General features: G+C 67.2%; 10 protein-coding genes. 5 read left to right on the top strand and 5 right to left on the bottom strand.

Going from position 1 to position 13,425, the window contains the following annotated elements; all coding sequences use genetic code 11:
- Positions 1 to 136 precede the first annotated feature (136 nt).
- On the top strand, positions 137 to 3,196 hold the full coding sequence (locus tag ACJASC_RS08330) for a CheR family methyltransferase (protein ID WP_415145126.1): 3,060 nt from the start codon (positions 137 to 139) through the stop codon (positions 3,194 to 3,196).
- Positions 3,197 to 3,365: 169 nt separating this feature from the next.
- Here the strand turns inward: ACJASC_RS08330 and ACJASC_RS08335 are convergent, their stop codons facing one another.
- Genes ACJASC_RS08335 through iolD form a run of 4 tightly spaced genes read right to left on the bottom strand, consistent with a single transcriptional unit; the run spans position 3,366 to position 7,904 of the window.
- Positions 3,366 to 4,199 (bottom strand): class II fructose-bisphosphate aldolase, encoded by an 834-nt coding sequence (locus tag ACJASC_RS08335; protein ID WP_415145128.1) that lies wholly within the window; start codon positions 4,197 to 4,199, stop codon positions 3,366 to 3,368.
- On the bottom strand, positions 4,196 to 5,053 hold the full coding sequence (locus tag ACJASC_RS08340; protein WP_021694443.1) for a 5-deoxy-glucuronate isomerase: 858 nt from the start codon (positions 5,051 to 5,053) through the stop codon (positions 4,196 to 4,198). Before ACJASC_RS08340 ends, ACJASC_RS08335 begins: the two co-directional genes overlap by 4 nt.
- A gap of 11 nt (positions 5,054 to 5,064) precedes the next feature.
- A complete protein-coding gene (gene iolC / locus ACJASC_RS08345) occupies positions 5,065 to 6,036 on the bottom strand; it encodes a 5-dehydro-2-deoxygluconokinase (protein WP_415145131.1) in 972 nt (323 codons plus the stop codon).
- Positions 6,036 to 7,904, bottom strand: coding sequence for a 3D-(3,5/4)-trihydroxycyclohexane-1,2-dione acylhydrolase (decyclizing) (iolD, locus tag ACJASC_RS08350; protein WP_415145133.1), 1,869 nt, complete (start codon positions 7,902 to 7,904; stop codon positions 6,036 to 6,038). The genes iolC and iolD overlap by 1 nt, the downstream gene beginning before the upstream one ends.
- Positions 7,905 to 8,026: 122 nt before the next feature.
- Here iolD and ACJASC_RS08355 point away from each other — a divergent pair, with 122 nt between their 5' ends.
- From ACJASC_RS08355 to ACJASC_RS08365, 3 genes are read left to right on the top strand one after another with little or no spacing between them, the layout of a single operon-like run.
- Positions 8,027 to 9,130 carry a Gfo/Idh/MocA family protein gene (locus ACJASC_RS08355; RefSeq protein WP_415145135.1) on the top strand — a complete coding sequence of 368 codons (1,104 nt, stop codon included), beginning with the start codon at positions 8,027 to 8,029 and terminating at the stop codon, positions 9,128 to 9,130.
- 16 nt (positions 9,131 to 9,146) lie between these two features.
- Complete coding sequence (locus tag ACJASC_RS08360; protein WP_415145137.1) at positions 9,147 to 10,040, top strand: sugar phosphate isomerase/epimerase family protein; 894 nt, start codon at positions 9,147 to 9,149, stop codon at positions 10,038 to 10,040.
- 12 nt (positions 10,041 to 10,052) lie between these two features.
- A complete protein-coding gene (locus ACJASC_RS08365) occupies positions 10,053 to 11,210 on the top strand; it encodes a Gfo/Idh/MocA family protein (protein WP_415145139.1) in 1,158 nt (385 codons plus the stop codon).
- 32 nt (positions 11,211 to 11,242) lie between these two features.
- Here the strand turns inward: ACJASC_RS08365 and ACJASC_RS08370 are convergent, their stop codons facing one another.
- Complete coding sequence (locus tag ACJASC_RS08370) at positions 11,243 to 12,250, bottom strand: LacI family DNA-binding transcriptional regulator (RefSeq protein ID WP_415145141.1); 1,008 nt, start codon at positions 12,248 to 12,250, stop codon at positions 11,243 to 11,245.
- A gap of 186 nt (positions 12,251 to 12,436) precedes the next feature.
- Here ACJASC_RS08370 and ACJASC_RS08375 point away from each other — a divergent pair, with 186 nt between their 5' ends.
- Complete coding sequence (locus ACJASC_RS08375; RefSeq protein ID WP_415145143.1) at positions 12,437 to 13,384, top strand: sugar ABC transporter substrate-binding protein; 948 nt, start codon at positions 12,437 to 12,439, stop codon at positions 13,382 to 13,384.
- The last annotated feature ends 41 nt before the right edge of the window (positions 13,385 to 13,425 follow it).

A 13,425-nucleotide genomic window follows, 5' to 3' on the forward strand; every position in this document is an offset into this window, starting at 1 on the left:
CCACGTGCGCCCGACCGCGGGCCATGACTTCGACCGGGGCACCGACCGGTTCCGCCATCGCCACGCCGGGCGTCGCCGGGTTTTCGATGCGTCCCGAGGGGGCCGGTTCCGGTCCCTTGTCCGAAAAGGTTGTTCGATGACTGCACTTCAGCCCCTCGTCGTGGGCATCGGCGCTTCCGCCGGCGGCATACCCGCGCTCGAGGGTTTCTTCCGCTCGCTCGACGACGAGTGCGGCATGGCCTTCGTGATCGTCACGCATCTGAGCCCCGACCGCAAAAGCATGCTCGACCGCATCGTCGCGCGCTACACCCGGATGCCGGTGCTGACCGCCACCGACGGCCTGCGCGTGGAGCCCGAGCATGTCTATGTCATGCCCGAGGGGCGTTTCATGACGATCCGCGACGGCGCGCTGTGGCTGCACGAGGACGATCCGGTGCGGCGCGAGCGCAAGCCGGTCGACGTCTTCTTTGCCGCGCTGGCCGAGGATCAGGGCGACCACGCGGTGGGCATCGTGCTGTCGGGCGGCGATTCCGACGGCACGCTCGGCGTCAGGTTCATCAAGGAACACGGCGGCGTCACGCTGGCGCAGGGCCGCGACGGGTCGGCCCCGGCCAACCCCGAGATGCCCGAAAACGCGCGCGCCTCCGGCGGCATCGACTTCTTCGAGCCGGTCGAGCAGATGCCCGCGCGGCTCATGCAGATCCGGCACGACGCCGTGACGCCGGCGCCCCTCGACCACGAGCAAGAGGCTTCGGCACAGGTCCAGCAGGAGATCGCGAAGATCCTGCGCAGTCGGACGGGACGCGATTTTTCCGGCTACAAGGCCAAGACATTCCTGCGGCGTGTGGCGCGGCGCATGAAGGTGGTGGGATGCGCCACGCCCGAGACCTATCTGCAGCGGCTGCACGACGAACCTGGCGAGACCGCAGAGCTGTTTCGGGACCTGCTCATCAACGTGACCGGCTTCTTTCGCGATGCCGAGGCCTTCGAGGCGCTGCGCACGCAGGTGATCGCGCGGCTTCTCGACGGGCGCGGCGCCGACGAGGCGATCCGCATCTGGGTGCCGGGCTGCGCCACCGGCGAGGAGGTCTATTCGCTGGGGATCCTGCTGCACGAGGCCTTGAACGACATCGCCCATCCGCCGCGGGTTCAGCTCTTTGCCACCGACATCGACGAGGACGCGCTCACCGTGGCGCGGGCCGGGCGCTTCCCCGCGCAATTGCTGACGGGCGTCAGCCCCGAGAGGCGACAGCGCTTTTTCCGCAAGGACGGCGCGGCTTTCGTGATCTGCAAGGAGGTGCGCGACATGTGCATCTTCTCGCCGCACAGCGTCATCGGCGATCCGCCCTTCTCGCGCATGGATCTCGTCTCCTGTCGCAACCTGCTCATCTACATGGATGCGGGTTTGCAGGATCAGGTGATCCCGACCTTCCACTACGCGCTCAAACCCGGCGGCTACCTGTTTCTCGGCAGCGCCGAGGGCGTGAGCCGCCACGCGCACCTGTTCGGACCCATCGACAAGAGAAGCCGCATCTTCCAGAGCCGCGGTCATGACGGCGCGCCGCGCCGCCTGCCGATGTCGGTCGAGGGGATGGCGCTCAATCACACTGCCTCGCCCCACAGCCGCCGCATCATCGCCACCGCCGACCGACCGCTGCGCAAGCTGGTCGAGGCGCAGGTGCTCGACCGCCACGCCCCGGCGCATGTGGTCGTCACCACCGAAGGCGAGATCACCTTCTATTCGAGCAACACCGGCCGCTATCTCGAAGCGCCGCGCGGGGCGCCCAACCGCGACCTGATCGACATGGCGCGGCGCGAGCTGCGCATCGACCTGCGCGCTGCCCTGCGGCAGTCGCAAAAGACCCTGCGCCCGGCCATGCGGCAGGTCTTGATGCTCGAAAACGAAGGGCATGACGGCTTTCTGGTCGAGATCGTGGTCGAGCCGCTCGAGACCTCGCTGAGCAGCGAGCCGCTGTTTCTGGTGCTGTTCAAGTATCTCTCCGAGGCGCAGCCGCTGCTGGAGCAGATCGAGGAGGCGGCCCCCGACGAGGCGCAGGAGGCGGTGGAGCGCGAGTTGCGCGAGCTGCGCGAGCGGCTGCAATCGATCATCGAGGAATACGAGACCGCGCTTGAGGAGCTGAAATCCTCGAACGAGGAGCTGGTCTCGGTCAACGAGGAAGCGCAGTCGACCAACGAGGAGCTGGAGGCCTCCAAGGAGGAGATGCAATCGCTCAACGAAGAGCTGACGACGATCAACGGCGAGCTGAGTTCTTCGGTCGAGGAGCTGGACCGCGCCAATTCCGACCTGCAGAACCTCTATGCGGCCACGCAGGTCGCGACGATCTTCATGGATGGCAAGCTGGTGATCCGCAACTTCACCCCGGCGGCCTCGGCCTTCTTCAACCTGCGTGACAGCGATGTGGGCCGGCCGCTCACCGATCTGGCGAGCCATCTCGATTTCCCGGGGCTCGAGGCGCGGGTGCGCGAGGTGTTCCAGACCGGCGAGGGCTTCGAGCAGCGGCTGGCGGCGCAGCGCAACGATCAAAGCTATCTGGTGCGCCTGATGCCCTACCGCGACCATGGGGAGGGGATCGGCGGCGTTGTGGTCACCATCGTCGACGTGTCGACGCTGGCAATGGCCGAGCGGCTTCAGAGAAAGCTCTTTACCGAGTTGAACGACCGGGTCCGCGACCTGCTCGCCGCCGCGATCGACATGACCAGCGGCGCCCGGCACGGCGCGGCCTCGCTCGATGCTTTTGCCGACGACCTGACCAAACGGCTGCACGGCATGGCGCGGACCTGCGAGCTGCTCATCGAGACCGGCTGGACGACGGTGCCGATCGACGCGCTCGTCAAGACCGGCCTCGTCGAGATCGATCCCGCCCGCGTCGCGAGGATCAGCGAGGAGATCCGGCTGCGACCGAGACAGGCGCTGCAACTCGGCTTGATCCTGAACGAGCTGGCTCTTGGGGCCGGGCGTGGCGGGGTGCGCGAGGGCGAAGCTCCGGTGATCGCATGGCGGCTGGAGGAAGGGTGGATGACCCTCGAGTGGCAGGAGCGCGGCGGATCAAGCACCGGGATGGCGCGCCGTATCGAGGCGCTTGCCACGCGGATCACCGCCCTTGGCGGTCTTGGGGAAATCCGCGACACGGCAGAGGGCCCCCTGTTCGCGCTGCGCCTGCCGCTGGAGACCTGAGGCGCGCGGCGACACGGGGCCCGCGCACTTTGCCCCCGTCTCATGCTCAGCCAAGATGCTGATGATCCGCGCGTCCGCAAGTCTCGTTTGATTCATTGCCCGTTCCCAAATCGGGCCGGACACCAATCGACGATCGAGGAAAAATCCTGTGGCAGGTCATCGAAGCATCTCATTCCCCCTTGAAGCCGCGCAGCACACCGCGCGTCGCCATGACCAGCGGGTCGTGGATCTCCGACAGGATCGCCACCCGGTCAAAGCGGTCGGGATCGCGCGCCACGGCCGCGCGCAGCGCCCGGCCGAACTCCATCCGCAGCTCGGTGCCGATATTGAACTTGGCGATCCGCGATCCGCGCGCCAGCGCCCGTCTTTGAGCATGCGGCACGCCCGAGCCGCCATGGATCACCAGCGGCGCTTCGGTCAACGCCTCGATGGCGCGGATCCGCGCCTCGTCGAGCCCGCCGCCCGAGCCGCCCGCCTGCAGATGCGTGTTGCCGACCGAGATCGCCATGGCGTCGATGCCCGTCTCGCGCGCAAAGTGCGCGGCCTCCTCGGGGTCGGTCCCGGCCGATCCCTCGCCGCCCGCATAGCCGACGAAGCCGATCTCGCCCTCGCAGGACACCCCCGCCGCATGCGCCATGGCGGCGATCTCGGCGGTGCGGGCGATGTTTTCTGAAAGCGGCAGCCGCGAGCCGTCGAACATCACCGAGGTGAAGCCCGAAGCGATCGCCTCGCGGCATTCGGCTTCGGTGTAGCCATGGTCGAGATGTGCCACCACCGGGACCGAGGCGCTCTCGGCCAGGTGCCGGAACATCGCGCCCAGCACGGGGAGCGGCGTGTGCTTGCGGCAGGACGGCCCGGCCTGCAGGATCACCGGCACGCCCTCGGCTTCGGCGGCGGCGACATAGGCGCGCATGTCCTCCCAGCCCAGCGTCACCAGACCGGCCACCGCGTAGCCGCCCCTGAGCGCGGGTTGCAGCACCTCGGAAAGCGTCGCGAGCGTCATTTGAACTTGGCCACCATGTCCATGATCCCCGGGATCGTGTGCAGCTGGGCGGCATGGGTCGGCTGGAAATACTGCTTGAGGCTGCGCTGGCTCAGCCCCCCGAGGATGGTGAAGTAATACATCTCGTAGCCCGGCAGCACCGCGCAGGGGTGGTAGCCCTTGTCGATCATGACGGTCGAGCCGTTGACGATGTGATAGGCGTCGCCCGGCTCGTTGTCCTCTCGCTGGAGCATCTGCAGCCCGGAGCCGTAATCGGGCCGGAAGCGGAAATTGTAGGTCTCGTCGTGGCGGGTCTCGATCAGCTCGCCATCGTCGCCGCGCCGGTCGGTGTCGTGCTTGTGGCTAGGGAAACCCGACCAGCCGCCCTGCCCCACGGTGTAAAGCTCGCTCACCAGCAGGCGGCCCACTCGGTCGTGCTGCTTGGCGCCGAGGATGTGCTTGATCTTGCGATGCGTTTTTGTGTCGTCGGAGCCGTATTGCACGATGTCGAGCTCGGGCTCGCGCACGTCGAAGGGCTCCAGCACCCGGTCGTATTTCGCGCCCGCTATGAAGACCTCGGCGGCCTCGCTGCGGCAGGTCAGGCGGGCCGTCGCGCCTGTGGGGACATAGACGCCCTCGGGCTCGCCGTCCCAGACATCGACGCCGCGTCGGCCGAGGCTCTCGAAGCCCATGCCATCGACATCGACATCGACCGTGCCGGTCGCAGGCACCACGCAAGTCTCGTAGCCCGGTACGGCATAATCGAAGCTCTCGCCGCGCTTCAGCTTGACGATGTTGAAGTAGTTGAGCGGCACCAGATCGTGCTCGGCGTCGACGATGGGCTGGTTGCGGTTGTCATGGGGGGCGATGTGCATGGGATGTCCTTTCAGCCCTGCGTCGGGCCGGAATGGGTGTCGAGAAAGGCTTTGAGTTCGGCCGGATCGGGCATGGCAGGGGCGCAGCCGGGTTTGGCCACGACGATGGAGGCGCAGGCCGAGCCGCGCAGCACCGCCTCGCGCAGGCCGCGCCCCTCGGCGAGACCGGCGATCAGCCCGGCCATGAAGCTGTCGCCCGCGCCGGTGGGCTTCAATGCGTCGACGGGATAGATGCCGGTGCGCAACTCCTCGCCATTCGCGAAGGTGACCGCGCCCTCCGGGCCCATCTTATAGACCACCAGTTCGGAGGTCTGGGCCAACGCGCTTGCATGGGCAAAGCCGCGCTCGATGCCGCCCGCCATGAAGCCGAACTCCTCATCATTGCCGACGATGACATCGGCCATGTCCCCGGCGCGGCTCAGCACCTCCGAGGCGATTTGCGGCGAGGGCCAGCTATAGGGGCGATAGTCGACGTCAAAGATCACCGGCAGCCCGGCTGCGCGCGCCAGCTCGAAAGCGCGGAAGGCAGCCGCGCGCGACGGCTCGGCGGCGAACACCGTGCCGGTGGTGATCACCGCGTCGAAACCCGTGAAGTCCACCGCTTCGACATCCGCGACGCTCATGCAGAAATCGGCGGCGTTGTTGCGGTAGATGACGCTCTGGTGGTCCTCGACGCGCGCTTCGACGAGGGCGAGAGAGGTGCGCTCCTCACCCTTCACGCGGCGCACGTGGCGGCGCTCGATGCCATAGGCTTCGAGCTGGTCCTCGCAATACCAGCCCACCGCGTCGTCGGACACGCAGGTCACCAGCGATGCGGAACAGCCGAGCTTCACCAGACCGGCGGCGATGTTGGCCGAGCTGCCGCCCATCGATACCATCATCTCGCGCGCCTCGCGGGTGCGGGTGCCGGGTGGCATCGCCGTCAGGTCCATGCCGACGCGGCCGATCACCAGAAAGCGGCGTCCCTTCAACCGATCCAACATCACACCCCCCGCCGCTGCCGGGCGCGGCCCTGTTCCTGATCCTCATGCGCGGCGCGCACCCGATCGCTGGTCGTTACCTCGGGCGTGCCGACCTCCCACCAGGCGTGGCCCTGGGTGGTCCAGCCCTCATAGGGATCGACCTTCATGACGATGACCTGGCTGCGGGTGGCGGCCTTTGCGCGTTCAAACGCTTCGGCCAGTTCGACCGGGTTTTCGACCGTCACCGCCTCTGCGCCCTGCGATCTCGCATGCGCCTCAAAGTCGACGGCGAAGGGTTCGGGGATAGTCGGACAATCGGCGAGCAGGTTGTTGAAGCCCTCGTTGCCGGTGTTGTTCTGCAGCTTGTTGATGACCGCGAAGCCGCCATTGTTGAGCACCAGCACGATCAGCTTCTTGCGGCTGAGCGCCGCCGAGTAGAGATCGCTGTTCATCATCATGTAGGAGCCGTCGCCGATGAAGACGATGGTGTCGCGCTCGGGCTCGCGCTGCTCTTGGGCGATCCGCGCGCCCCATGCGCCCGAGATCTCGTAGCCCATGCAGGAGAAGCCGAACTCGACATCGACCGTGCCGATGCCCAGCGTGCGCCAATTCGCCGTGACCTCGGCCGGAAGCCCGCCCGCCGCGGCGACGATGCGGTCGCGCGGGTGGCACAATTCGTTCACCACGCCGATCGCCTGCGCGTAGGAGTTGGGTCGATTGCCGGGCTTCACGTTCCCGGCGACATATGCGTCCCAGTCGCGCCGCTCCTTTTGCGCCTTGTCCACCCATGCGGCGGGGGCGGCGTAGTCGAGCCCCTGCCCCAGCGCGTCCAGCGCCCGCTTCGCGTCGCCCACTACCGGCAGGGCCCGGTGCTTGCCCGCGTCATGCCGCGCCGCGTTGATCGCCACGATCCGCGCCTCGGCGTCGAAGGCGGTCCACGAGCCGGTTGTGAAATCCTGCAGCCGCGTGCCGACGGCGAGGATCAGGTCCGCCTCGGCTGCAATGGCATTGGCGCTGTCCGACCCGGTGACGCCGATCGGGCCGATGTTGAGCGGGTGCTCGGCCAGGAGGTTCGCGCGGCCCGCGATGGTCTCGACCACCGGGATGCGATGCGCCTCGGCAAAGGCGGCGAGGTCTTGGGCCGCGCGCGCATACTGCACACCGCCACCGGCGATGATCATCGGCCGCTTCGCGGCAAGCAGTGCCGCGCGCGCATCCGCGATCTCGGCCTCGTCGGGGGCGATGCGACGGATGCGATGAACCTTCTTCTCGAACATCGCTTCGGGGAAATCCCAGGCCCAGCCCTGCACGTCCTGCGGCAGCCCGATGAAGGCCGGACCGCAATCGGCCGGGTCGAGCAGCGTCGCGAGCGCGGCGGGCAGCGATTGGATCACCTGCGCCGGGTGGGTGATCCGGTCCCAATAGCGCACCACCGGCTTGAACGCATCGTTCACGCCAAAGGTCGGGTCGCCGTAATTCTCCATCTGCTGCAGCACCGGGTCGGGCAGCCGGGTGAGAAAGCCGTCACCGCACAAAAGCAGCATCGGCAGCCGGTTGGCATGGGCGAGGCCCGCGGCGGTGAGCAGGTTCATCGTGCCGGGCCCGGCACTGGCGGTGCAGAACATGAAGCGTTGGCGCAGCCACTGCTTGGCATAGCCCGCGGCGGCAAACCCCATCCCCTGCTCGTTCTGACCGCGATAGAGCGGCAGTGCCTCCTGCACACCGTGCAGTGCTTCGCCAAGGCAAGTGACGTTGCCATGACCGAAGATGCCGAAGCCGCCGCCGCAGACGCGCAGCTCCTCTCCGTCGATCTCGATATACTGGTTGGCAAGCCACCTTATGATGGCCTGCGCGGTGGTGAGGCGAACGGTACCCTGTGATGCGGTCATGGCGGGGCGGCCCTTCCAGGTTTTTCATGGTCAGTCGCGAATGCCGCTTGCGGCGTTTCGACTCTCACGATACGTATTTTGCAACCGGTTGCAAATCGAAATCGACGAGGGGGGAGTTCGACATGCGGGAGATCGGCATCGGCATCATCGGTGGCGGCTATATGGGCAAGGCCCACGCCGTCGCCATGTCGGCCGTGGGCACGGTGTTCGACACCGCGCTCAGGCCACGGCTCGAGATGGTCGCCGCCAGCTCGCCCGAGAGCGCCGAGCGCTACCGCGCCGCTTACGGCTTTGCGCGCGGCACAGGTGACTGGCGCGCGCTGGTCGAGGACCCCCGCGTCGAGGCGGTGGTGATCGCCGCGCCGCAGGAGACGCATTGCGAGATCGCCGATGCCGCCTTCGCACGCGGCAAGCCGGTGATGTGTGAAAAGCCACTCGGCGCCTCGGTCGAGGATGCCCGCGCCATGGTCGCGGCGGCCGAAGCCTCGGGCGTGGCCAACATGGTCGGCTTCAACTACATCCGCACACCCGCGAGCCAGTTCGCCCGCCAGCTCATCGCCGAGGGCGCGATCGGCGAGGTGACGTGGTTTCGCGGCGAGCACACCGAGGATTTCCTTGCCGATCCCGAGACGCCGTTCAACTGGCGCTGCGAGGGCGCGGCCAACGGGACGCTGGGCGATCTCGCCCCGCACATGGTCAACGCGGCCCTTGCGCTTCTCGGCCCGATCGCTTCGCTTTCGGCCAACATGGAGACGGTGCATCGCGACCGCCCCGGCGGCCGCGTCGACAATGACGATCAGGCCCAATTGATGTGTCGCTTCGCGCGCGGCACCATGGGGCAGATGCATTTCAGCCGGATCGCGACGGGCCGCAAGATGGGCTACGCCTATGAGATCACCGGCACAAAGGGTGCGATCCGCTTCGATCAGGAGGATCAGAACGCGATCCACCTCTACCGCGCCGAAGGCCCCGAGGCCGCGCGCGGTTTCACCCGCATCCTCACTGGCCCGGCGCATCCCGACTACCTCCCCTTTTGCCAGGGGCCGGGGCACGGCACCGGCTACCAGGATCAGATCATCATCGAGGCGCGCGATTTCCTGCGCGCGATCGAAACCGGCGAGACGGTCTGGCCCAGCTTCCGCGACGGGCTCGAGGTGGCGCGCGTGATCGAGACCGCCCGCGCCTCGGCCCATGAGGGCCGCTGGCTCGATGTCGAAACAGAATGAGAGCAGAGGACACGAGATGACGATCAGGATTGGCAACGCCCCCTGCTCATGGGGGGTCGAATTCGCGAACGACCCGCGCAACCCCGATTGGCGCAACGTGCTGCGCGACTGCGCGCAGGCGGGTTACAAGGGCATCGAGCTCGGCCCGGTGGGCTACATGCCCGAGGACCCGGCCGAGTTGGGCGGGGCGCTCCACGAGCACGGGCTGCAGCTCATCGGCGGCGTGGTGTTCCGCCCGTTCCACGACCCCGATGCGTGGGAGGACGTGCTCGATGCCGCGCATCGCACCTGTCGCGCCCTCAAGGCGCATGGGGCCGACCACCTCGTGCTGATCGACTCGATCTCGTCGCGCCGCGCGCCGACCGCCGGGCGCGCGACCGAGGCCGAGCAGATGGACGCCGTCGAATGGGCCGCCTTTCGCGAGCGCATCGCCACGATCGCCCGGATCGGCACCGAGGAGTACGGGCTGACCACCGGCATCCACGCCCATGCCGCGGGCTTCATGGATTTCGAACCGGAACTGGAACGGCTTCTCGACGAAGTGGATGAAAGCATCCTAAAGATCTGTTTTGACACCGGACATCACTCATATGCGGGCTTCGATCCGGTGAACTTCATCCATCGCTATAAGAACCGCATTTCATATATGCACTTCAAGGATATCGACCCCAAAGTTAAGGCACGCGCGATCGAAACCCGCACGGGTTTCTACGACGCCTGCGGGCAGGGCATCTTTTGCAATCTGGGCGATGGCGACGTCGATTTTCCCGCCGTACGGCAGGCGCTTCTCGACGCAGGCTTCGAAGGCTGGTGCACTGTCGAGCAGGATTGCGACCCGACGCTCGACCCCGACCCGTTGAATGATGCCCGCAAGAACCGCGAATATCTCGAATCCATCGGCTTCAAATAGGGAGGTCCGGCCATGACGAAACTGGGATGGGGCATGATCGGCGGCGGCGAAGGCAGCCAGATCGGCCCGGCGCATCGCTTGGGCGCGGGCCTCGACGGGCTGTTCGAGTTCCGCGCGGGCGCGCTTGACCACCGCGCCGACGCCGGGCGGGACTATGGTCGCCGTCTGGGCCTCGACGCGGAGCGTGCCTATGGCGACTGGCGCGAAATGCTGGAGGGCGAGCGCGACCGGCCCGACCGGATCGATCTCGTCACCGTGGCCACACCCAATGCCACGCATTTCGAGATCACCCGCGACTTCCTGCGCGCGGGCTTCCACGTGCTGTGCGAAAAGCCGATGACCATGACCGTCGAAGAGGGTGAGGAGATTGTATCTATCGCCCGGGAAACAGGCCGAATTTGTGCCGTGAACTACGGCTATTCGGGCTATGCGCTGGTGCGGCACATGCGGGCCATGGTGGCGCGCGGCGACCTTGGAAAGATCCGGCTCGTAAAGGCCGAGTTCGCGCATGGCCACCATGCCGACGCGGCCGATGCCGACAACCCGCGGGTGCGCTGGCGCTACGACCCGGCGCAGGCGGGCGTTTCGGCGCAATTCGCCGATTGCGGCATTCACGCGCTGCACATGGCAAGCTTCGTGATCGGGCAGGAGTTGGAGCGCCTCTCCGCCGACACGGTGAGCTGCATCGAAAGCCGTTCGCTCGAAGACGACGCGATGGTCAACCTGCGCTTCGACGGCGGCGCGGTGGGGCGGCTCTGGACCTCCTCCGTGGCGATCGGTCGCCAGCACGGTCTGACGCTTCAGGTCTTTGGCGAAAAGGGCGGGCTGTCATGGGCGCAGGAGCAGCCGAACCAGCTCTACTGGATGCCGCTTGGCGGTCGCCGTCAAGTGATCGAGCGCGGCGAGGCCGGGCTCTCCCCCGAGGCCGATCGCAGCAGCAGGGTCACGATCGGCCATGCCGAGGGGATGCCTTTGGCCTTCGCCAACATCTATGCCGACCTCGCCGAGGCGATCGCTGCGCGAAAGACGGGTCGCGAGATGGACCGCGCTGCCGATCTCTATCCGCGTGCCGAGGACGGCCTGCGCTCCATGGCCGCCGTCTTCGCCGTGGCCGAAAGCGGCAGGAGCGACGGCATCTGGACCGAGGCCCGGCCACCGATGTTCCGCTAGATCCATAGGGCCGGGGCCGCCAAGGCCCCGGCTCACCCCGCCTCGGGCAGCGGTCTGAGCGTGGCACGCTCGACGATCCGGCAGGGAAACACTCGTGCCTCCGGATAGCGGTCCGGCTCGTCGAGCATTGCCCCCATCAGTTCGATCGAGGAGGCGACGATCTGCCGTATCGGCTGGCGGATCGTAGTCAGGTCGGTCCCGGCCCAGCCTGCCATCTCCATGTCGTTGAGCCCGAGCACGCCGACATCGCCCGGCACCGACAGCCCGTGATCGCGCAGCGCCGACAGCGCGCCGATCGACAACACGTCGTCACCGCAGAAATAGGCCTCCGCCGGCGGTGCCTGCAACAGGCGCTGCATTTCGCTCCGACCCGCCTCGAAGGTGTAGGCCCCGGCGAAGGACACGCTCGGCTCGACACCACGCTGCAGCGCGATCTCGGCGCGGAACCCCGTCAGGCGATCCTGCGTCGAAGTGGCGCTCTCGGGTCCGCCGAGAAACGCCAGCCGATCATAGCCGCGCGCGATCAGCGTCCGCGCGGCGATGCGACCGCATTCGACGTTGTCGATCCCGACCGTGTGCACCTGCGGGTCCGAGGCATAGCGCCCGAAGGCGTTGATCACCGGCACGCCCGCTTCGCGAAAGGCGATGGCAAATCCCGGCGGCAGGGTCGATGAGGCGACGATCACGCCGTCGACCGAATATTGCCGCAACATCCGCACCGAGTTTTCGGGCTCGGTCTCGCCTGAGAGATTGACCAGCAGGGGCCGCAGCCCGCGCTCTTGCAGGCCACGGGTGAACAGATCGAAGATTTCAAGGAAGAACGGGTTGTGAAAGTTGCTCGATACCAGCCCGATCAGCTTGGTGCGTCCGGTGGTGAGCGATGAGGCGAGCGCGTTCGGGCTATAGCCCAGCTCGCGGGCTGCCTTCTCGACCTTGCGCCGCATCTTGGGCGAGACCGAGGCCCCGTCGGTGAAGGTGCGCGACACCGCCGAGCGCGACACGCCCGCCCGTTCGGCGACCTCCTTGAGCGTGACCACCATGACCCCCCGCCTTCCTTCCCGCGACCGCATAGCTCTACCTCACCGAACGCCCGCGTCCAGCATGAGTTGCGTCACGGCTTATTGCAACCGGTTGCAAAACGTGTGGCCTTGTGCTGTAGTCGGAGTCGAAGGGCCGGTGGAGGACCGCTCTTCGACACAACCGACGACACCAGGGAGGGATGTCCGATGACACCGACATACAAGCTGCTGCTGGCCGCGACCGTCGCCGCCACGCCGTTGATCGCCGCCACCACAGCGCAGGCCGAGGGCGAGAAATACATCCTCGTCAGCCACGCCCCCGACAGCGACAGCTGGTGGAACACCATCAAGAACGCGATCGCGCTCGCCGCCGAGCAGATGGACGTGGAGGTCGAGTACCGCAACCCGCCGACCGGCGATCTCGCCGACATGGCGCGGATCATCGAACAGGCCGCCGCCAGCGGCCCGGACGGCATAATCACCACCCTGTCGGATTTCGACGTGCTCTCGGGCCCGGTCCGCTCGGCGGTCGACAGCGGCGTCGACGTGATCATCATGAATTCGGGCACGCCCGAGCAGGCGCGCGAGGTCGGCGCGCTGATGTATGTGGGCCAGCCGGAATACGACGCGGGCCTTGCGGCGGGCGAACGCGCCAAGGGGGACGGCGTCGAAAGCTTTCTCTGCGTGAACCACTACATCAGCTCGCCCGCCTCGACCGAGCGCTGCCAGGGCTTTGCCGACGGGCTCGGCATCGAGCTGGGCGAGCAGATGATCGACAGCGGTCAGGATCCAGCCGAGATCAAGAACCGGGTGCAGGCCTACCTCTCGGCCAACCCCGAAACCGACGCGGTGCTCACCCTCGGGCCGACCTCGGCCGATCCGACGCTGCTCGCGCTCGATGAGACCGGCATGGCGGGCGACATCTATTTCGGCACCTTCGATCTGGGCGCCGAAATCGTGCAGGGCATCAAGGACGGCGTGATCGAGTGGGGCATCGACCAGCAGCCCTTCCTGCAGGCCTACTTGCCCGTCGTGGTGATGACCAATTACCACCGCTACGGCGTGCTGCCCGGCAACAACATCAACTCCGGCCCCGGCTTCGTCACAGCCGAGGCGCTGGAGATGGTCGAGAAGTTCGCCGGCGAATACCGCTGAGCGTACGACGGGGGCGGCCCCTCCCCTCGCGCCGCCCCCAA

The organism is Limimaricola cinnabarinus, assembly GCF_047631075.1.
Lineage (GTDB): Bacteria > Pseudomonadota > Alphaproteobacteria > Rhodobacterales > Rhodobacteraceae > Limimaricola > Limimaricola cinnabarinus.